General features: G+C 62.4%; 17 protein-coding genes and 1 tRNA gene. 12 read left to right on the top strand and 6 right to left on the bottom strand.

Annotation, left to right across the window (positions count from 1 at the left end):
* The first annotated feature begins 117 nt into the window (after window positions 1-117).
* The 5 genes from EP237_RS04715 to EP237_RS04695 all read left to right on the top strand — a co-directional run bounded on the left by EP237_RS04715 (window position 118) and on the right by EP237_RS04695 (window position 6,510).
* Window positions 118-636: a cold-shock protein gene (locus EP237_RS04715; protein ID WP_127558901.1), complete on the top strand. Its 519-nt coding sequence runs from the start codon at window positions 118-120 to the stop codon at window positions 634-636.
* A 1-nt stretch (window position 637) separates the two neighbouring features.
* Window positions 638-1,102, top strand: coding sequence for a DUF192 domain-containing protein (locus EP237_RS04710; RefSeq protein ID WP_127558632.1), 465 nt, complete (start codon window positions 638-640; stop codon window positions 1,100-1,102).
* Between the two features lie 45 nt (window positions 1,103-1,147).
* Window positions 1,148-1,224, top strand: a tRNA-Pro gene (locus EP237_RS04705).
* Between the two features lie 86 nt (window positions 1,225-1,310).
* Window positions 1,311-2,288 carry a glycosyltransferase gene (locus EP237_RS04700; RefSeq protein WP_127558630.1) on the top strand — a complete coding sequence of 326 codons (978 nt, stop codon included), beginning with the start codon at window positions 1,311-1,313 and terminating at the stop codon, window positions 2,286-2,288.
* Between the two features lie 520 nt (window positions 2,289-2,808).
* Window positions 2,809-6,510: a vitamin B12-dependent ribonucleotide reductase gene (locus EP237_RS04695; protein ID WP_127558628.1), complete on the top strand. Its 3,702-nt coding sequence runs from the start codon at window positions 2,809-2,811 to the stop codon at window positions 6,508-6,510.
* A gap of 320 nt (window positions 6,511-6,830) precedes the next feature.
* Here EP237_RS04695 and EP237_RS04690 read toward each other — a convergent pair whose 3' ends face one another.
* The 6 genes from EP237_RS04690 to miaA all read right to left on the bottom strand — a co-directional run bounded on the left by EP237_RS04690 (window position 6,831) and on the right by miaA (window position 15,261).
* Window positions 6,831-8,912: a dipeptide ABC transporter ATP-binding protein gene (locus tag EP237_RS04690; protein ID WP_127558626.1), complete on the bottom strand. Its 2,082-nt coding sequence runs from the start codon at window positions 8,910-8,912 to the stop codon at window positions 6,831-6,833.
* A gap of 4 nt (window positions 8,913-8,916) precedes the next feature.
* The gene (locus EP237_RS04685; protein ID WP_127558624.1) at window positions 8,917-10,434 is read right to left on the bottom strand and encodes an ABC transporter permease; all 1,518 of its coding nucleotides are present in this window, start codon (window positions 10,432-10,434) and stop codon (window positions 8,917-8,919) included.
* Window positions 10,435-10,447: 13 nt separating this feature from the next.
* A complete protein-coding gene (locus EP237_RS04680) occupies window positions 10,448-11,533 on the bottom strand; it encodes an ABC transporter permease (protein WP_127558622.1) in 1,086 nt (361 codons plus the stop codon).
* A 142-nt stretch (window positions 11,534-11,675) separates the two neighbouring features.
* Entirely contained in the window at window positions 11,676-13,316 is a 1,641-nt protein-coding gene (locus EP237_RS04675) for an ABC transporter substrate-binding protein (RefSeq protein ID WP_127558620.1), read from the bottom strand.
* A gap of 226 nt (window positions 13,317-13,542) precedes the next feature.
* A complete protein-coding gene (locus tag EP237_RS04670; RefSeq protein ID WP_127558618.1) occupies window positions 13,543-14,349 on the bottom strand; it encodes an AraC family transcriptional regulator in 807 nt (268 codons plus the stop codon).
* Between the two features lie 69 nt (window positions 14,350-14,418).
* Complete coding sequence (gene miaA / locus EP237_RS04665; RefSeq protein ID WP_420812505.1) at window positions 14,419-15,261, bottom strand: tRNA (adenosine(37)-N6)-dimethylallyltransferase MiaA; 843 nt, start codon at window positions 15,259-15,261, stop codon at window positions 14,419-14,421.
* Between the two features lie 192 nt (window positions 15,262-15,453).
* On the opposite strand from miaA, the gene pyrH reads away from it, so the two are divergent.
* The 7 genes from pyrH (at window position 15,454) to EP237_RS23685 (ending at window position 21,165) form a co-directional block, all read left to right on the top strand.
* On the top strand, window positions 15,454-16,182 hold the full coding sequence (gene pyrH, locus EP237_RS04660; RefSeq protein WP_127558614.1) for a UMP kinase: 729 nt from the start codon (window positions 15,454-15,456) through the stop codon (window positions 16,180-16,182).
* A 48-nt stretch (window positions 16,183-16,230) separates the two neighbouring features.
* Entirely contained in the window at window positions 16,231-16,797 is a 567-nt protein-coding gene (gene frr, locus EP237_RS04655) for a ribosome recycling factor (RefSeq protein ID WP_127558612.1), read from the top strand.
* A 32-nt stretch (window positions 16,798-16,829) separates the two neighbouring features.
* Window positions 16,830-17,555, top strand: coding sequence for an isoprenyl transferase (locus EP237_RS04650; RefSeq protein ID WP_127558610.1), 726 nt, complete (start codon window positions 16,830-16,832; stop codon window positions 17,553-17,555).
* A complete protein-coding gene (locus EP237_RS04645; RefSeq protein WP_127558608.1) occupies window positions 17,552-18,373 on the top strand; it encodes a phosphatidate cytidylyltransferase in 822 nt (273 codons plus the stop codon). The genes EP237_RS04650 and EP237_RS04645 overlap by 4 nt, the downstream gene beginning before the upstream one ends.
* A complete protein-coding gene (dxr, locus tag EP237_RS04640; protein WP_127558606.1) occupies window positions 18,370-19,554 on the top strand; it encodes a 1-deoxy-D-xylulose-5-phosphate reductoisomerase in 1,185 nt (394 codons plus the stop codon). Before EP237_RS04645 ends, dxr begins: the two co-directional genes overlap by 4 nt.
* Window positions 19,551-20,882: an RIP metalloprotease RseP gene (gene rseP, locus EP237_RS04635; RefSeq protein WP_127558604.1), complete on the top strand. Its 1,332-nt coding sequence runs from the start codon at window positions 19,551-19,553 to the stop codon at window positions 20,880-20,882. The genes dxr and rseP overlap by 4 nt, the downstream gene beginning before the upstream one ends.
* Window positions 20,883-21,039: 157 nt before the next feature.
* Window positions 21,040-21,165: a hypothetical protein gene (locus tag EP237_RS23685; RefSeq protein WP_276316983.1), complete on the top strand. Its 126-nt coding sequence runs from the start codon at window positions 21,040-21,042 to the stop codon at window positions 21,163-21,165.
* Window positions 21,166-21,229: the final 64 nt, after the last annotated feature.

The following is a 21,229-nucleotide window of genomic DNA, read 5'->3' as shown; positions in this document are numbered from 1 at the left end:
TCGATTAACGCATTGATAATCAAGTATTTATTATCCTTGCACCTGACCAGACTAACCGTCAGGTTAGTTTACAGGGACAATAAGACTAGTTGCACGATCTGAGGTTGGGGCGTCATGATGGAAGACGAGCGACAGGCTGCGCCTGTTGTGGCCGGAACGGTCAAATGGTTCGACAATGCAAAGGGATTCGGTTTCATCATCTCTGATGAAGGTGGCCCAGATATTCTGTTACATGCCAATGTCTTGCGCAATTTCGGGCAAGGTTCAGTGGCGGATCATTCCCGCATTTCCGTTGTCGTCCAGGAAACCGAACGCGGGATTCAGGCGCAGGAAATCCTGTCCATTGACCCGCCCGATCCTGAGGAAGCCCCGGACGCCTCTGGCATGATGATCGAGATCCCGGAGGGCACGCCCTTCGTGCCGGCCCGCGTCAAATGGTTCGACAAGGCAAAAGGCTTTGGCTTTGCCAATGTCTTCGGGCATCCTGCCGATGTGTTCGTGCATATCGAGGTTCTGCGCCGCTTTGGCCTTGCCGATCTGCAACCCGGCGAAGCTGTGGTGTTGCGGGTGGTGCAGGGGCCGCGCGGTCAGATGGCCGGGGAAGTGCGCCCGTGGGATTACGTTCAGGAGGACTAGGATGCGCGTCTTGCATCTGGCGATTGCGGCAAGTTTCATAGCAGGGGCCGCAGCGGCGGCATGCAGCGAAGGACGGCTGGAGCTGCGCGGCGATTGGGGCACCGCCCGGTTCCGGGTCGAGATCGCCGATACTCCCGAAGAGCGCAGCATTGGCCTGATGCATCGCGACCACATGGCCTCCGCCGCCGGGATGTTGTTCATCTATGAACGGCCGCAACGGGTCAGCTTCTGGATGGAAAACACGCTCATTCCGCTCGACATGGTCTTCATGGATGACACCGGCACCGTTCAGCACATCCATCAGAACGCCGTGCCGCTGGATCGCACGCCGATTCCCGGCGGCAATGACATCCAGTATGTCCTTGAGGTGAACGGTGGCATGACAGAGACCCTTGGCATCACCGTCGGCTCTGAAATGCGCCATCCCGGCGTTGATCAGACCCTTGCGGTGTGGCCTTGCGAATAATCGGGCTTCCATCCTCGCGCAGAGCGCGGTAGAGGAAGCGCCAGTCGGGGTGTAGCGCAGCCTGGTAGCGCGTCTGTTTTGGGTACAGAAGGCCGTGAGTTCGAATCTCGCCTCCCCGACCATTTTCCACACAATGCGGCACGAGACTTGCACCGGCTGATCCCTGCGGGCAGGTAGGTGCGGTGACGTTTGAACGGCTGGTGATGTGATGGAAACCCGCAAGATCAGGAACACGGATGGCGGGACGGGCCGCACCGCGATTCTCATGGGGCTGTTCGACGGCGCTGCTTTTCTGGATGACCAGTTGACCAGTTTCGCCGATCAGACCGTACCGGATTGGGACCTGACCGTCAGCGACGATGGCTCGCAGGATACGGGGCCGCGGATGGTGACGGATTTTGCCCGCGCGCAACACGAAGAGGGACGATCCGTAGCCCTGATCGCCGGACCGGGCCGGGGTGTTGCGGCGAATTTTCTGTCGCTGCTGGCGGGACTGGCCGAGGGCACTGCTTGGGCGGCCCTGTCCGATCAGGACGATGTCTGGTTGCCCGATCGGCTTGAACGGGGGCAAGAGGCACTTTCGGGAATACCGCGGGAGGTGCCGGCGCTCTTTGGCAGCGCCACCTGGATCGTCAACGAGGATCTGAGCAATCGCCGCCAGTCCCCTCGGTTTTCCCGTCCGGCCGGATTTCGCAATGCGCTGGTGCAAAGCATCGCCGGTGGGAACACAATGCTGCTGAACCGGGCCGGGGTGGATCTGGCCCGCGCGGCTGCAACAGAGGCACTGGCGGCGGATTGCCTGCCGGTGACCCATGACTGGTGGCTTTACCAGTTGATCAGCGGCGCCGGCGGGCAGGTCATCCGCAGCGAGCAGCCCACAGTGCTTTACCGGCAGCATGGCGACAACCTCTTCGGCACCAACCTTGGAACGCGTGCGGCGCTGAAGAGGTTCAGGATGGTCACATCAGGCGATCTGGCTGCCTGGACCGCCTGCAATGCCCGCGCGTTGTCGGTGTCCGCACATCGCCTGACGCCAGAGAACCGCGCGCTGTTGGATCGGTTCAAGAGTATCCGAACACAAGATATGGTGTCCCGCCTGCGCAGCTTTCGGGAATTGGGCATCTATCGACAGGGCCGCGCCGGGCAGGCGGCCTTGTGGCTTGCGGCGTCACTCGGGCGGCTGTAGCGGGACGCTCCGAGATTCGCAGAAACCGTGACACTGCAGCCAGCGACGCTGTCGGGAATCACGTCCGCCACCAGATGTAGATGTGGCCGATTTGACACCCCCACAATTAGTGTTTCCTAACGCGATCCAAGGCGGCACTTTCCCTTCACCGCGTAACTGCCGCTGCTTTCAGCGGAAAACCTGTCCGAAAGGATACGCGTGAATCGGATGGTCACAGGCGGGGCTGTGGATTGCCTTCAATGCAAGGGATATTTGTAACACGAAAGTAAAAAAAATCCGTTGACGCCCTATGCGTGGATACGTCAGTTTGTAGCTGTCGAGCGGGGCAGCACTAAATGTAGTGGCCGCAGGCACCAAGGGGCAGATGGTCTTCACATCTAAGACAGAACGGCTTGGCGGCCGTAACCGGGTTCTGGGGGACCACGGCGCGTCGACACGCTGCCCGACATGAAGGGAATCAAGACGGCAAGAGCGGGGACACGCTGGCACGCCGCGCACGCATAGGGACAAGAGGCAGACCATGAAGATCGAACGCCGTTTCACCAAGGCGGACCAGGATACGTATGCGGACCTGGAATTCAGCCTGACATCTTCCGAGATTCGCAATCCTGACGGCACCACCGTGTTCAAGCTGGACGGTGTTGAAGTGCCCGTCGGCTGGAGCCAGGTTGCGTCAGACGTGCTGGCCCAGAAGTATTTCCGCAAGGCTGGGGTCGCCGCGATCCTGAAACCGGTCAAGGAAAAGGGCGTGCCCTCGTTCCTGTGGCGTCACGTGCCCGATGAGGTCGCGCTGGCGGATCTGCCGGAAGATCAGCGTTTCGGTGGCGAAAGCTCGGCCAAGCAAGTGTTCCGCCGTCTGGCGGGCGCCTGGTGCTACTGGGGCTGGAAAGGGGGCTACTTCACCACCGAGGATGACGCCCGCGCCTATTTCGACGAAATGCAGCTGATGCTGGCGCGTCAGATGGCAGCGCCTAACAGCCCGCAATGGTTCAACACCGGCCTGCATTGGGCCTATGGAATCGACGGCCCCGCGCAGGGTCACCACTATGTGGATCACAAGACCGGCAAGCTGACGAAATCCACCTCGTCCTACGAACATCCGCAGCCGCATGCCTGCTTCATCCAGTCGGTCAGCGATGATCTGGTAAACGAAGGCGGCATCATGGACCTGTGGGTGCGTGAGGCGCGCCTGTTCAAATACGGCTCCGGCACCGGCACCAATTTCTCGTCTCTCCGCGCCGAGGGAGAGGCACTGTCTGGCGGCGGCAAATCCTCTGGCCTCATGGGTTTCCTGAAAATCGGTGACCGGGCAGCGGGCGCGATCAAGTCCGGCGGCACCACCCGGCGCGCGGCCAAGATGGTGATCGTCGATGCGGACCACCCCGATATCGAGGAATTCATCAACTGGAAGGTGCTGGAGGAGCAGAAGGTTGCCTCCATCGTCGCCGGGTCCAAGATGCACGAGAAGATGCTGAACGCGATTTTCGCGGCGATTGCAGCGTGGGACGGGCTGGCAGAGGACGCGGTTGATCCCGCAAAGAACGAAAGTCTGAAAAGTGCAATTCGGGACGCCAAGAAAATGGCGATCCCTGAGACCTATATCAAGCGGGTTCTGGACTACGCGAAGCAGGGGCACACCAGCATCGAGTTCCCGACCTATGACACGGACTGGGACTCCGAGGCCTATAACTCGGTCTCTGGCCAGAACTCCAACAACTCGATCCGGGTAACCGATGCGTTCCTGAAAGCTGTCGAAGAGGACAGCGATTGGGATCTGATCAACCGCACCAACGGCAAGGTCTCCAAGACAGTGAAGGCGCGCGAGCTGTGGGATACGATCGGCCACGCGGCCTGGGCCTGCGCCGATCCGGGCATCCAGTTCCACGACACCGTGAACGCCTGGCATACCTGCCCGGAAGATGGCGCGATCCGGGGGTCAAACCCCTGTTCCGAGTACATGTTCCTCGACGACACGGCCTGCAACCTCGCGTCGATGAACCTGCTGACCTTCTACACAGACGGCAAGTTCGATGCGGAAGCCTACATGCATGCCACGCGGCTGTGGACGCTGACGCTGGAAATCTCGGTGATGATGGCGCAGTTCCCGTCCAAGGAGATTGCGCAGCTCAGCTACGATTTCCGCACGCTCGGCCTTGGCTATGCCAATATCGGCGGCCTGCTGATGAACATGGGCCTTGGCTACGACTCGGACGAAGGCCGGGCCATGGGCGGCGCGCTGACCGCGATCATGACCGGTGTGGCCTACGCGACCTCCGCCGAGATCGCAGGCGAGCTGGGGCCGTTCTCGGGCTTTGAGCGCAACCGCGCGCATATGCTGCGCGTGATCCGCAACCACCGCCGCGCAGCCCAAGGTGCGACGGATGGCTACGAGGATCTGGCGGTGAAGCCGGTCCCGCTGGATCACGCCAGTTGCCCCGATCAGACGCTGATTGCCCTCGCTGAACAGACCTGGGACGAGGCGCTGGCGCTAGGTGAGAAGTACGGCTACCGCAATGCGCAGGTGTCGGTCATCGCCCCCACGGGCACCATCGGTCTGGTGATGGATTGCGACACGACCGGGATCGAGCCCGATTTCGCCCTGGTGAAGTTCAAGAAGCTGGCCGGTGGCGGTTACTTCAAGATCATCAACCAGTCGGTGCCTGCGGCGCTCGAAAAGCTCGGCTATACCACTGCACAGATTGAGGAAATCACCTCGCACGCGGTCGGTCATGGCACCTTGGGCAATGCGCCCATCATCAACCACACCACGCTGCGCGGCCATGGCTTCAGCGATGCAGAGATCGAGAAGGTGGAAGCGGCGCTGCCCTCGGCCTTCGACATCCGCTTCGTGTTCAACCAGTGGACGCTTGGGGAAGAGTTCTGCACCAAGGTGCTCGGCATCCCGGCGGCGAAACTGAATGACCCGACCTTCGACATGCTGCGCCATTTCGGCTTTGCCCGGAAGGATATCGAAGCCGCGAACGATCATGTCTGCGGGACGATGACTCTGGAAGGGGCGCCGCATCTGAAGGAAGAGCATTACCATATCTTCGATTGCGCGAATCCGTGCGGCAAGAAGGGCAAGCGCTTCCTCAGCGTCAACAGCCACATCACCATGATGGCGGCGGCGCAAAGCTTCATCTCGGGCGCGATCTCCAAGACGATCAACATGCCCAATGATGCGACCATCGAGGATTGCCAGAAGGCATACGAGCTCAGCTGGTCGCTCGGCGTGAAGGCCAATGCGCTCTATCGCGACGGGTCGAAACTCAGCCAGCCGCTCGCTGCTGCTCTGGTCGAAGATGATGACGAGGCGGCTGAAACGCTCGAAACCGGCACTCCCGCCGAAAAGGCGCAGGTGCTGGCCGAGAAGATCATCGAAAAGGTCGTGGTCAAGGAGATCATCCGCAGCCACCGCGAGAAGATGCCGGAGCGGCGCAAGGGCTATACGCAAAAGGCGGTTGTGGGGGGGCACAAGGTCTATCTGCGGACAGGCGAATATGCCGATGGGTCCCTCGGGGAAATCTTCATCGACATGCACAAGGAAGGCGCGGGCTTCCGCGCGATGATGAACAACTTCGCCATCGCTGTCTCCGTGGGCCTGCAATACGGCGTGCCGCTGGAGGAATTCGTCGACGCCTTCACCTTCACCAAGTTCGAACCGGCGGGCATGGTGCAGGGTAATGACTCGATCAAGAACGCCACCTCGATCCTCGACTATATCTTCCGCGAACTGGCGGTCAGCTATCTGGACCGCACCGATCTGGCGCATGTGAAGCCGGAAGGCGCCACCTTCGACAGTCTCGGCCGTGGCCAGGAAGAGGGCGTGCGCAATTTCGAGGAAGTGCCGGACAGCCGCGCCTCCTCGCCCATTGACGTGCTGCGCCAGATCTCCTCGACCGGCTATCTGCGCAAGCGGGTGCCGCAGGAACTGGTGGTTCTGCAAGGCGGGGCCGGGGCGATCACGGCGCTGAACGGCGCGGGCGATCCGGTGGCGACGCTGGAAACGCTGGTGCCGGAAGTGGCCCGCAACACCGTCGCGGTCAGCTCCACGACGACCACCGCCGTGGCCTCTGGCACCGTCGGAATGGACGCGCGCACCAAGGCCAAGATGCAGGGCTACGAGGGCGAGGCCTGCGGCGATTGCGGAAACTACACGCTGGTGCGCAACGGCACCTGCATGAAGTGCAACACCTGCGGGGCGACCAGCGGGTGCAGCTAAGCGCGGGGAAGGCCCTTCGAAGGGCCTTCCTGAAAACTCTTCGAAGAGTTTTCCCGCGCAACAAGATCGGGACTTGCGCCAATTGCCCCGGCGCGGGTTCTGAAACACGGGGCGGGTGCGCTCGCCCCTGACGCGGTTCAGGCCGCAGGCAGAAAACTCCGGGCGGTATAAATAGTGAGCCTGAACAGCGAGACTACAGGGGGCCTTCGGGCCCCCTTTTTTCGTTTTGAACCAAAGACCTGTGCGCATACGCTCAGGGAAGACATGAAAAACCCCCGGACGAACCGGGGGTCTCTTGTTTCACCATGCTCGGTCGTGGCCTATTCAGCCGCGATCTTGATGACCGGCCGCATCCGCGCCAGGATGTCGTCCGCGAGATGGCATTTGATCTGATGCCCATCCGCCAGCTTCTTCATCGGCGGCACATCCCGTTCACACAGCCCGCCGGGCACGTCCTTCTTCCAGCGGCACCGGGTCTGGAACGGGCAGCCGGATGGCGGGTTCATGGCCGACGGGATATCACCTTCCAGAACGATATGTTCCTTCTCGACCGAGGTATCGGCAATCGGAACCGCCGACAGAAGCGCCTCGGTATAGGGGTGGTAGGGCGGGCTGAAGACCTGGTCGGTCGAGCCGATTTCCACCACATGACCCAGATACATCACCATCACCCGATCCGACAGGTAGCGGACGATGGACAGGTCGTGACTGATAAAGAGGAGCGTCGTCTTCTGCTCCCGCTGGATCTCCATCAACAGGTCCGTCACGGCCGCCTGCACCGAGACGTCGAGAGCCGAGACAGGCTCGTCCGCCACCACGATCCGGGCGTCGCCTGCGAAGGCACGCGCAATCCCGACGCGCTGTTTCTGCCCGCCCGAGAGCTGCCGGGGCATCCGGTCGGCAAAGGCGCGGGGCAGTTTCACGAGATCCAGCAGTTCCAGCATCCGCTGACGCCGCTCGGCCTCGTTCTTACCGATCTTGAAGATCTCCAGCGCCCGGATGATCTGTCGGCCCACGGTCATCGACGGGTTCAGCGTGTCGAACGGGTTCTGGAACACCATCTGAATGGACGACACCGTCTTGGTATCGCGTTCCTCGATCGGCACCGCCTCGATGCCCTTGTTGTCGAGCACCACATGGCCGTCGGTGGCCGTCTCCAGCCCCATCAGCACCTTGGCGAGGGTGGACTTGCCGCAGCCGGATTCACCGACGATGGCCAGCGTCTCGGATTCGCGGGCCTCGAAGCTGAGGGTTTCGTTGGCCTTGACCACCTTTTTCTCGCCATGACTGAACAGCGCACTGGCCGCGACCTCGTAATATTTCTTGAGGTTGTCGACCTTCAGCACCACCTCGCCGATCTCGGCCTTCGCGGTCTTGATCGGCGCGGCAATTGGTGCGTTCCAGTCGATCTCGCGGAACTTCAGGCAGCGGGACTCGTGCCGGTCATCGCCGTCGATGCCATCCATGCGGATATCCCCGGCGTCACATCGACCGCCCTCGAAATAGTCGCAGCGAGGGCCGAAGTTGCAGCCCGGCGGGCGTTCATGGGGCAGGGGGAAATTGCCCGGAATTGCCAACAGGGGACGGCTGTTCTTGTCGGCCCCGGGCAACGGGATCGAGCGGAACAGTGCCTGCGTATAGGGGTGGCGCATCTTGTCGAACACGTCCTTGATGGACCCGGTTTCCACCGCCTCGCCCGAATACATCACGCACAGCCGGTCGCAGGTTTCGAGGATCAGGCCAAGATTGTGCGAGATGAACAGCATCGAGGTGCCGTATTTCTTGCCCAGTTCCTTGACGATCTCGACCACCGCGGCCTCCACCGTCACATCGAGCGCGGTGGTGGGTTCATCGAGGATCAGAAGCGACGGGTTCGCCATCAGCGCCAGAGCGATGACGATGCGCTGCTGCTGACCGCCGGACAGCTGGTGCGGATAGGCATCCAGCATGCGTTCCGGGTCCGGCAGGCGCACATCGGTGACCACTTCCAAGGCGCGCTTGTAGGCCTCCTCCTTGGAAACGCCCTCGTGGATCATGGGCACTTCCATCAGCTGCTTGCCGATCTTCATCGCCGGATTGAGCGAGGCCATCGGTTCCTGATAGATCATCGCGATTTCCTTGCCGCGGATCTTGGCAAGTTCCTGCATCGACATCTCGTTCAGGTTCTTGCCCTTGAACTTGATCGAGCCGCCCACGATGCGCCCGTTCACGCCAAGGTCCTGCATGACCCCGAGCGCCACGGTGGATTTCCCGCAGCCGGATTCGCCCACGAGGCCCATGGCCTCGCCCGGCATCACCGTGCAGGAGAAATCCATCACCGCCGGGATCTCGCGCAGGCGCGTGAAGAAGCTGATGGAGAGGTTTTCGATTTCAAGGATCGGTCCGTCATATGCATCGGTCATGGGATCAGTCCTTCAGGCTTTCTTCACGCAGGCCGTCGGCCAGCAGGTTAAGGCCAAGCACCAGCGTCATCAGTGCCAGCGCCGGGGGCAGGGGCGGATGTGGGTAGAGCCGCAGAAGCGCCCGGCCCTCATTGATGGTGGAGCCCCAGTTGGCGCTTTCCGGGTCAACGCCAAGGCCGAAGAAGCCCAGGGTTCCCAGAAGGATGGTGGTGTAGCCGATCCGCAGACAGAAATCGACAATCAGCGGTCCCCGCGCATTGGGCAGGATTTCCCAAAGCATGATGTACCACGGACCCTCGCCCCTTGTCTGGGCCGCCGCCACATAGTCCCGTGTCTTGATGTCCAGCACGAGGCCGCGAACGATACGGAACACCGTGGGGCTGTTCACGAAGACCACCGACACGAAGACAATCAGCAGGTTGCCGTCGATCGGGATGCCGATCAGCGGTTCATAGCTGTCGCGCGTCGTCATCATCCATTCAGACACCGGGTTGCCCTGGTTGAGGTAGCCAATGAACGAGGTCGCCAGCCAGACAAACGGGTCGAAGCGGAACACCGTGCCAAGATAGAGAAGCAGCAGCAGCAGAGTGATCGGAATCGCCACCCATTTGATGATGTGCGGTTGCGACCGATAGCGGGAATACAAAAGCACCCACAGGAAGATCACCGGCAGGATGAACAACACCGCCGCCATGTAGACCGGCACTCCGGCCTCGACGATCTCGGGCGTCACCAGCAGGTAGAACAGCAGGATCACCGGGAAGGCCAGCACGAGATTGGCCACGAAGGTGATCAGCGTGTCAAAGCGACCACCCATATAGCCCGCAGGCAGTCCAAGGGTGATGCCCACCATGAAGGCGAAGAGCGTGGCCGCCGGCGCGATGGTCAACACCTCGCGGGCGCCGAAGATCATCCGGCTGAACACGTCGCGGCCGAGGTTATCACCGCCGAGCAGGTAGTAGGCGAACAGCCCCTCATCCCCGCCCGCCACGGCGGATCCCGGAACCGCGTTCCGCATGGATGCGACCTGGTCGATGGCGCCATGGGTGGCGATCATCGGGGCGAAGATGGCCGTGAACAGCCAGAACATCGCCAACCCGAACCCGATCATGCCGATCAGGTTGTCGAACAGCTTGCCATAAAGCCCAAGCCGCCGCTTGAAGCGGATCGACAGAACGAAGGAGGCAATCAACGCGATCCAGACAGGCAGGAAGCGCGCGCCAAGCCCGCCGATGATGCCACGCGCCTCGTGGCTGGGTTGCAGGATGCCCGCCACGATGTGGACGGCGATGGCGCCCAGAAACACGAAGACCGCGTATTTCATCACCAGCAGGGCATAATCCACCGGTCCCAGCTTGTAGCTGATCGTGTGATCAGGGTTCACGATCGGGTCGGCTTGACGCATCCCGATGATCGACATGGCCATATTGGCCAGGAAGGCTGCGATGAAGGCATAGACGGCCCACAGCATCAGCGGGTTCAGGAAGGTCCCGAGTGACCCGGTCCAGTTCAGTGGTTCCATTGCTCGGTCCTCCTCAAGAGATGCGGATACGCGGGTTCAGGTAGACATAGCCGATATCGGAAATCAGCTGCGTCAGCAGAACCACGAAGACAGCCACGACCGAGCAGGTCAGCAGCATTTCGATGTCATTGTTCCCCGCCGCTTCAACCAGCGTCCAGCCAAAGCCATTGTAGTTGAACAGCGTCTCGACGATCACAACACCGGTCAGCAGCCATGGGATCTGCAACATGATGACGGTGAAGGGCGCGATCAGCGCGTTCCGAAGCGCGTGCTTCAGCACGATATTGCGGAAGCTGACACCCTTGAGGCGCGCGGTGCGGATATATTGCGCCGTCATGACCTCGGCCATCGAGGCGCGGGTCATCCGGGCGATATAGCCCATGCCGTAAAGCGCGATGGTGATCACCGGCAGGGTGAAATTCCAGAAGGTGATGTCGGTCATTGCTGACCGCGCGGACCCGAGGAACAGCGTTCGTCCGTCGATCCATCCGTTTGCCGCCAACCACGGTGACAGGCCCGACGTGGAGGAGGCGAACAGGATGATGAAGATCACGCCCGACACATATTCCGGCGTCGCGGTCGAGGCGATGGAGAAGGTCGACAGGCTTCGGTCAAGCCGACTGCCCTCGCGCATCCCTGCCATGATCCCGACGATAAGCGCGGCGGGCACCATGACCGAGAACGCCAGCAGCATCAGCCAGCCGGTCAGCGCCAATCGGCCACCCACCACGTTGGACACCTCGTCGGCGGACACGGTGGAATAGCCAAGGTCGCCCTGGAACACGCCGCAGAAGGTCGGCGATTCGGCGATCGTGCTTCCCGGATCGACACAGCGCCCGGTCTCGGTCCCGTCAGGGGCCACGCGCGTCCAGCCCGGCGCCACGCCAAGCCATTCGCCATAGCGCACCAGCAGCGGGCGGCTGTAGCCGCGATTGTCGAGCCACTGCACAACCTCTGCGTCCGTCATGCGGGCGTTGCCTTGCGTCTTGGCAAGCTTTTCGAGGTTGGGGCCGAGATTGGTGAGGAAGAAGACCACGAATGTGAGGCAAAGCGCGGTCAGGATCATGACGCCGAGCCGGCGTAGAATGAAGAGTCCCATGGGTTTCCCTGTCGCTAGTGCCGCCTGAGGCGGATTGGCCGGTTTCTTGGTGAACCGTTGGGAACGGACATGGTCGCGCTGACCACCCCCGTATCAGCAGGTAAAAAGGGCGGCGATCTGAATCGCCGCCCCAAGGATTACATCACGCCCAACCGATGTGGTGGATGTTGATCTCGAACTTGGGATGCATGTCTGCATTGACCAGGCCCGGCACGTAGCTGCGATAGAGCGAGCGCCAGTAGGACTGGTTCACAACCGCGTCGTCCTGCATGATCTGCTGGATCTGGGCCATGATCTCGCGGCGCGCATCTGCGTCCGGGATACCGCTGGCCTGGGTCAGCAGGTCATCGAAGGTCGGGTTGGCGTAGGCGGTCTCGTTCCACGGCACGCCGGAGCGATAGGCCAGGTTCAGCACCATGACCCCCAGTTCGCGGTGGTTCCAGGTGGTGGAGGAGAACGGGTAGGTTGCCCAGTCATTCCAGAAGGTCGAGCCCGGGATCACGCGGCGGTCGACGTTGAAGCCAGCATCACGCAGCTGCGCGGCGAGGGCATCGGTCGAATCACGCTCAAAACCACCGTCAAGCGACACGATCTCGAACACGTGGTCGGCATGGCCCGATTCCTGCAGCAGAGCATAGGCTGCTTCTGGATCGTGGGTCGGTTCACCAATGTCGGCGTATTCCGGGTGGATCGGGCAGACATGGTGGTGTTCCGCCAGCGTGCCACGCCCGGCATAGCCCAGTTCCAGAACCACGGACCGGTCAACGGCCATGTTCACCGCCTGACGCACCATCACGTTGTCATAGGGCGGGTTGTTCTGGTTCATGCGGATACACAGGGTCGCCGCGGTGGTGGCTTCCGAGGTTTCCCAGCCAATGGCCTGGAAGATGTCGATGAAGTCACCGGTGGTCTCGTAGGTCATGTCGAATTCTTCGGCTTCCGCGCCGGACAGCCAGGCTGCCGGGTCAGAGCCGAGGTCAACGAACTCGACGCGGTCGAGATAGGCGTTGCCCCAATAGGTGTGGTTGGGGTTCTTCACCCAGACAGCGCCCACGCCCACTTCGTGGCTTTCCAGCATGTAAGCGCCGGTGCCCACGCCGTGAACCAGCGGGTCCTGACCAATGAGGTCGCGGTGCTGAACGGCAGAGGGGTAGTCCGCCACGCCTGCGATGATCGAGATATCGCCGGAGGGCAGGTTGAGCTGAACGGTGTGGCTGTCAACGACGACAATGCCGCCTTCGCGCGCCACGCCGGTGTCGGGATCGACCAGACCGCCCATACGGGACGCCATGGAGTTGCCTTCGACCGAGCTGTCGCACCAGCCGCGGAAGTTCGCGGCAACGTCTTCAGCGTCGAATGCATCGCCGTTGTTCCAGGTCACGCCCTGACGCACATGCAGGGTGTACTGGGTGGCGTCTGCGTTGGCTTCCCAGCTTTCCAGCAGGCGGCCGGTGAACGACCCGTCGCGGTTGTATTCCACGAGGTATTCGGTCAGGCCGCGGGACATGTTGCCCAGTTCCGACCAGTCGTAGGAACGCGGGTCCTTGCCCGGGCGCACGGTCTGCTGGATGCGCAGGGTGCCGCCCATGGAAGGCGCCGCCATATGGCCGTCGGCGGCCGCCGGCGACAGGCCGATCATCGAGTAGGCAGCAACGGTTCCGACACCGAGCGCGGAAGCACGGGTCAGGAATTCGCGGCGGCTCAACTGGCCTTTCTTGTATTCCTCCGCATACATTTCCGCTGCGGGATGCGTTTTAAGGAATGAGGTGGATTGTTGCGTCATTGTCGTCTCCCTGTGACACACTCTTATGTTCTTTGCCCGTCTTCAGGCCGGAGAGCAGCCGATCCCGAAGATGAGTTACAGCGATCATTACCGCACCTTTCCCTGCCACCCGTCAATGGTCAGGCCACGACTTTTTTTGTCATTTTGCGACATGATGAATGTTGAAATGCGACATATGCTTGCGACAAGCCACATGCACTCGCAGCATTGCCGAGATGGCAACGGGTCAGCCGCTCACGAGAATCTGCTGAGCCGGGGGAAGCTTTCGGAACTCCGACGGGGTACGCCCGGTCAGTTTCGAGAAGGCGCGCGTGAAATAGGCGGCGGACGAAAACCCGAGTTCCGAGGCGATGTCGCGGGCGGCCATGTCGGAATCAACCAACATCTTGCAGGCTTCGTGAACGATGCGTTCCTGCAGGATGGCCAAGGCCGGGCGGCCCGAGGCATCGCGGCAGATGCGGGACAGATGCGTCGGCGTCACCCCGAGCTGTTCCGCGTAGTCCGCGACCCCTTTGCCACTGCGAAACCCGCGTTCGACGAGGGCTGCGTATTTTTCAGCCAAGACGTGTGTCCGGTCGCGCAGGATGCTGCCGTCATGGATGGTCAACTGACGGGCGATCCAGACCGACACCAGCAACCCATAGGCGCGCAGGGCTTCGTCCCGTGCGGCCGCATGGGCCGCGATTTCTTGCTCGATCTTGTCCAGATAGCCTGAAAACTGAGACTGCGCCTCGACGCTCGTCACCCGGATGTGGAACGGAACCGTCGGCAGGTTCAGTGTCGGGTCCAGCGGCAGTTCCAGAAGCTCGCCCTGGACCTGGCCGGAAATCTCCAGCGACAGTATCGTCGAGGCCGGAACATAGACCGCCGTATTGGGCCCGTAGCCCCGCGTCACCGCCCCGATGGAAAACCGGCCCTGGCCGCGCGTGAACCAGAAAAGCTGCGGTCGCGGATGAGAATGCAGGGTCGCATGCCGCCAAGGGGCAGCGCTGCGCAGTTTGGCCAGCGATGTGACGCGATACACCTGTGTCATGGCGCGGAGCCTAGGCGCAGACGCGCAGCAAGGAAAGTGACCTCGTGGCGAAATCGCTTTTGGCTCGGGTCAGGGCAGGGGGATCGCCTGCCAGTTGCCCATCCGGGCGCGGAACCAAGTGCGCTGCCGCTTGGCGTATTGGCGGCTGCCGATGATGGCGGCCTCGCGGGCTTCCTGCAGGGACATCTCCCCCCGGATGACGGCAATCAGTTCGGGCCCGCCGATAGCTTTCGCGGCCCCTGCCGCCCGGTGCCAGACCGGTTCAAGCGCGCGGGCCTCATCCAACGCACCGCCTGCCAGCATCAGGTCGAAGCGCCGCTCGATTCGTTCCGCCAGCCAATCGCGGTCTGCGGTCAGCAGCAGGGGCTGCGCAGCGGCAAGGGGCAGGGCGGGCGCGGGCGTATCGGCCTGCCAGCCGGATAGCGGCCGCCCCGTGGCGCGCAAGACCTCCCAGGCGCGTTGCACCCGCATCCGGTTCTGCCGGTCGATCCGGTCCGCAATCAGCGGGTCTTCGCGGTCCAGATCGGCCAGCATGTCGAGGGCGTCCAGCCGGTCCGCCTCGGCCCGGATCTCTGGCGGGGTGGCGGGAATTTCGGCCAGGCCTTCTGTCAGTGCCGCAAAATACAAGCCCGTTCCGCCCACGATGATCGGGCGGTCGCCACCGGACAGAAATGGCAGTACATCGCGCAGCCAGTGCCCGGTGGAATACTCCGCGTCGAACGGCACGTGACCGAAGAGCGCATGGGGTGCGGCGGCCTCTTCTTCCGGCGACGGGCGTGCGGTCAGAACACGCCAGCCATCATAGACCTGCAACGCATCGGCATTGATGATCCGGCCGCCCTGCCGCCCTGCGATTTCCAGGGCCAGCGCGGTTTTTCCCGATGCGGTTGGCCCGGCAATCAGAATCGGCAACTCCGCAGAGAGTGTATTTATATTAATCAATGGCCTATGGACCGTTCCTGAAGTCTGTTCACCGTTTCGCAACAGGTCTGATTGCCCGTTGAACACAGCCGCTATTTAGGCCATGTTGCGCCCGGTCGCAAAGCAACCCAGAATGGGCGCGCCTTCCGCGCCAGCCATATCACACATATTCAAGGACTCTCCATGCCCTCCGACACCGCGCACGCACCCGCCTATTCCCGCGTCATGCTGAAGATTTCGGGAGAGGCGCTGATGGGCGATCAGGGGTATGGGCTGCATCCCCCGACCGTGGAGCGCATCGCCAAGGAAGTGCAGTCGGTGCATTCCATGGGCGTCGAGATCTGCATGGTGATCGGCGGCGGCAACATCTTCCGCGGCCTTCAGGGCAGCGCGCAGGGGATGGAACGGGCGACCGCCGACTACATGGGGATGCTGGCCACGGTCATGAACGCGCTGGCCATGCAGGGCGCGCTGGAGAAACTCGGCATCCATACCCGCGTGATCAGTGCCATTCCGATGGATCAGGTCTGCGAGCCCTATATCCGCCGCCGCGCCGTGCGCCACCTGGAAAAGAAGCGCGTGGTGATCTTCGCCGCCGGCACCGGAAACCCCTATTTCACGACGGATACCGCCGCGACGCTGCGCGCCAATGAAATGAACTGCCAGGCGATCTTCAAGGGAACCAAAGTGGACGGGGTCTATGACAAGGACCCGGTCAAGTACGACGACGCCACGCGCTATGACACGATTTCCTATGACGACGTGCTGGCGCAGCATCTCGGCGTCATGGATGCCTCTGCCATTGCACTCGCGCGCGAGAATGACATGCCGATCATCGTGTTCAGCCTGGACGAGCCCGGCGGTTTCAAAGGTATCCTTGCCGGGGAAGGCACCTATACAAAGGTGCTGTGAACGGGGTAGAACCCACTGAAACGATCAAGACCTGACGGAGTAACGGGCATGTCCGAGGACGATATCGAGATTGATCTGGACGATCTGAGCCGCCGGATGGATGGCGCGCTGGCGTCCCTTAGAACGGAATTCGCATCGCTGCGCACGGGCCGGGCCTCGGCCTCGATGCTGGAGCCGGTGCAGGTCGAGGCCTATGGCCAGATGACCCCCATCAATCAGGTGGGTACGGTGAACGTGCCCGAACCGCGGATGGTCACCATCAATGTCTGGGACAAGTCGATGGTGAACAAGGTTGAAAAAGCCATTCGCGAAAGCGGGCTTGGCATCAATCCGCAGATGAACGGCACCATCATCATGTTGCCGATCCCGGAACTGAACGAGGAACGCCGCCGCGAACTGACCAAGGTCGCGGGGCACTATGCGGAACATGCCCGCGTTGCGATCCGCAATGTGCGCCGCGATGGCATGGATCAGATCAAGAAGGCCAAGGCCGACGGCATGTCCGAGGACGACCAGAAGCTTTGGGAAAGCGAAGTGCAGGATCTCACCGACGCCCATATCGCCAAGGTTGACGCCTTTCTGGCGACGAAACAGGAAGAGATCATGCAGGTCTGAGGACCTGTGTGATCGCCCGGTGGGGAAGGCCGATGGCCCCGAAGGACCAGTCAAGCAACACCCCGCGCCATGTGGCGATCATCATGGATGGCAATGGACGGTGGGCCAAGCAGCGCGGGCGCCCGCGTCTGGTGGGCCACCATGCCGGGGCCCGTCGCGTGCAGGAAATCGTCGAGGCCTGCACCCCCATGGGCGTCAAGTACCTGACGATATTTGCCTTTTCGACCGAGAACTGGAAACGCACCCAGACCGAGGTGGCGGGGCTGATGCGCCTGTTCAAGCGCTTCATCACCAACAAGGCGCAAGAGCTGCACCAGAAGAACGTGCGCGTTCGCTTCATCGGCGACCGGGTCCGGCTGGAGCCGCGCCTGCAGGACATGATGGACAATCTGGAACTGCTGACCGCCGAAAACACCGGGGTGAACCTGACCATTGCGCTGAACTATGGCGGCCGGGACGAGGTGGCGCGCGCCACAAAGCGGCTGGCGCAGGATGTGGCATCGGGCAAGCTGAAACCCGAAGACGTGGATGGCGAAACCCTGCCGCGCTACCTCGATACCTGCTATCTGCCTGACCCCGATCTGGTGATCCGCACCTCGGGCGAGGCGCGGATTTCCAACTTCCTGCTCTGGCAGTCGGCCTATGCGGAATATGAATTCATCGACACGCTCTGGCCCGATTTCTCGTCCGAGGAATTCGCCAAGGTTCTGGCCCGCTACGGCCAGCGTGACCGCCGTTTCGGTGCGGTGAAGGCATGAGTGCTGCCGGCAAATGGGGCGATCTGGGCCCGCGCGTGGTCTCTGGCGTGGTGCTGGCGGCTGTCGGTTTCGGCCTGATCTATGTGGGCAGCTATCCGCTGCTTCTCGGGCTGGTGGCGCTTGGCGGCTTCGGCATCTGGGAGTTGCATCGCCTGCTTGGCGGAGAGACCCCGATCCGCGCGGGCGGGTTGGCGGCGACGGCTGTGCTGGCCACCTGTGTCGCGCAGATCTTTACCTTCGCGACGGGCGAGGGGTTTCTCGACTCCATCTTCCTGACCCCTTGGATCGTGCCCTTTCTGGGCCTCGCCATCTGGGGCGGGGTGCAGACGGTCACACCGCAAAACCGCTGGATCTTTGTCCTTTACGGCATGTTCTTCCTCTTCGCCGTGGCCGGCATGTTCTATCTGCGCGTCATGTATGGGCTGATCTTCGTGGCCTTCCTTGTGGGCGTCGTGGTGGCCACTGATATTGCAGGCTATTTTGCAGGCCGCATCATTGGCGGGCCGAAATTCTGGCCGCAGGTCAGCCCCAAGAAGACATGGTCGGGCACCATTGCGGGCTGGATTGCCTCGGCGGCGGTGGCATGGAGCCTTCTGGGGTTTGAACCGGTGATGGTGCTGGTTATCGCGCCGCTTTTGTCGCTCGCCTCGCAGATGGGCGATGTGGTGGAAAGCGCGATCAAGCGGCATGTGGGGGTCAAGGATGCCTCGAACCTCATTCCCGGTCACGGTGGCGTGCTGGACCGGTTCGACGGCATGACCGGCGCGGGCGCGGTTGCGACGCTGGCCATGGCCACGGTCGGGGGCCTGTTGATGTGAGCCGGTTGGTTAGCATCTTCGGGGCCACCGGGTCGATCGGGCAAAGCACGCTTGACCTTATCCGGCGCGACCGGGGGGCGTATCGCGTCGTGGCGCTGACCGGCGGGCGCAATGTGGCGCAGCTGGCTGCCGACGCGCGGGAGTTCAACGCCGAGATTGCCGTGACCTGTTTCGACGACTGCCTGACTGCGCTGCGAGAGGCGCTGTCTGGAACCGGCATTGCCGTGGCCGCCGGGGCCGAGGCGCTCATTGAGGCCTCCGACCGGCCCGCCGACTGGACCATGTCCGCGATTGTCGGCGCGGCGGGGCTTGCCCCCGGCTTTCACGCGCTGCGCCATGGGCGCACGCTGGCGCTGGCCAACAAGGAAAGCCTTGTGACTGCCGGGCCGCTTTTAATGGCCGAGGCCCGCGCCCATGGCGCGCGCATCCTGCCCGTGGACAGCGAACATTCCGCCGTGTTTCAGGCGTTGGTGGGCGAGGATATGGCCGCGGTTGAGCGGGTTATCATCACCGCATCGGGCGGCGCGTTGCGCGACTGGCCTTTGGAACGGCTGGCCCAAGCCACCGTCGCGGATGCCTGCGCGCATCCCAACTGGGATATGGGCCAGCGGATCACCATCGACTCGGCCTCCATGTTCAACAAGGCGCTGGAGCTGATCGAGACGCGGGAGTTCTTCGGCATCGCGCCCGAGAAGATCGACACCGTCATCCATCCGCAAAGCATCGTGCATGCTCTGGTGGGCTTCTCGGACGGGGCCCTGATGGCCCATCTGGGTGCGCCCGATATGCGCCATGCCATCGGCTATGCTTTGCACTGGCCCGAACGGCGCGAGCTGCCGGTGGAGCGGATCGACCTCGCCAAGCTTGCCACGCTGGAATTCCGCCGCGCCGACGAGGCCCGCTTTCCAGCGCTGACACTGGCGCGGCAGGTGATGGCGACGGGCGGCGGGGCAGGGGCCGTGTTCAACGCCGCGAAAGAGGTGGCGCTCGATCATTTCATCGCCGGGCGCCTGCGCTTTACCGACATGGCGGGGCTGGTCGAGGCGACACTTGACGCGATGTCGCGCGAAATTCGCCTTACCGATGCCATGGACAGCCTTGAGACAGTGCTGCAAACCGACCATCTGACGAGGGTACGGGCAGAAGACCTGGCCAACAGCAGACAGGAGCAGACCGCGTGACCGACCTAATCCCCACCTTCGGTGGCTTTGCCTTTACCCTTCTGGCCTTCGTGGCGGCGTTGTCGATCATCGTCGCGATTCATGAATATGGCCACTACATCGTGGGGCGCTGGTCGGGCATTCATGCGGAAGTGTTCTCGCTCGGCTTCGGGCCGGTGCTGTTTTCTCGGGTCGACCGGCACGGCACAAAGTGGCAGGTCGCGGCGCTGCCCTTCGGAGGCTACGTGAAGTTTCTGGGCGATGCGGATGCGGCCTCGGGCAAGGATGCGGCGGCAGTCGATGCGCTGGATGCCGAGGAACGCCGCCGGTCGATGCATGGCGCGCCTTTGTGGGCGCGGGCGGCGACCGTGGCGGCGGGGCCTGTGTTCAATTTCATCCTGTCGATCCTGATCTTTGCGGGCGTGATGATGCTGTCGGGGCAGGCGTCTGAGGATCCGCTGGTCGGCGATCTGCGCCCGATGCCTGCCGAGATGCAGCTGTTACAGCAGGGCGATCTGATCACCGCCATTGAGGGGGAGCCGGTGGATACCCTGGCCGATGTATTCGAGCTCGGTCGCACGCTGCCGCCCGCGGAAACCCTGACCTACGAGATTGAGCGCAATGGCTCCGATCTGAGCCTCGAGGCCAATTTCCCGCTGATTCCCGTGGTCGACAGTGTCACCCCACGGTCTGCCGCTATGGATGCCGGGCTGGAACGCGGCGACGTGATCCGCACCATCAACGGCGCGCCGGTCCATGCGTTCGAAGAGCTGCGCACCGCCGTTGAAGCGTCGCAAGGTGCGGAACTGGCGCTGGAGGTCTGGCGCGATGGCGAGATGATCGACATCACCCTTGCCCCGCGCCGCATGGACCTGCCATCGCCCGAGGGCGGCTTCGAGACCCGCTGGCTGATCGGCGTCACCGGCGGGCTGTTCTTCGATCCCGAGATCACCCGCGTGGGCCTTGGCCCGGCCATCACCGGCGGCGCTGCCACGGTCGTGAACGTGATCCAGACCTCGCTGTCGGGTCTGTGGCACATGATCACCGGCGCGATTTCCAGCTGCAACCTGCAGGGTCCGATCGGCATCGCCGAAACATCCGGCGCGGCGGCCAGTCAGGGGCTGGAAAGCTTCTTCTGGTTCGTGGCGGTGCTGTCCACCGCCGTTGGCCTGCTGAACCTGTTCCCGATCCCGGTGCTGGATGGCGGCCATCTGCTGTTTCACGCCTTCGAGGCCATTGCCGGACGCCCGCCCTCGGACAAGGCGATGCGCATCTTCATGACGGTGGGGCTGACGCTGATCCTGTCGCTGATGCTGTTTGCCCTGACAAATGACCTGTTCTGCCCGTAAGCGGGCAGGGCGGGACAGGCTGTCGCAGGTAGATGACTGCCAAAGCTTAACAATTCGCAAAAGCGTCAAGGCGGTGCCGCATTCGCGCCCAATTTGAGCGCGAGTCTCATATCTGCAAGGGGCCTTGCGCCCCAAGAAGCAGACCGAGGCGAGACCAATGAGAATGATCAACGAAAGCTACCGCAGCTTCAGCTTCTTTGTGGAAGTCAATATCGACCGCTTCCTTGTGCCGGTGATGATTGTCGGCGCACTGACCGTGGCCGGTTGGCTGGTCTCCCTCTGATTTGTCACGCTTCCGGGGCTTTGGCCCTGCCGAACACCTGTAAACCGGCATCCTGACTGGCTGC

It is taken from the genome of Nioella ostreopsis (genome assembly GCF_004000255.1).
Lineage (GTDB): Bacteria > Pseudomonadota > Alphaproteobacteria > Rhodobacterales > Rhodobacteraceae > Nioella > Nioella ostreopsis.
This window is presented reverse-complemented; position numbering and strand designations above follow the sequence as displayed.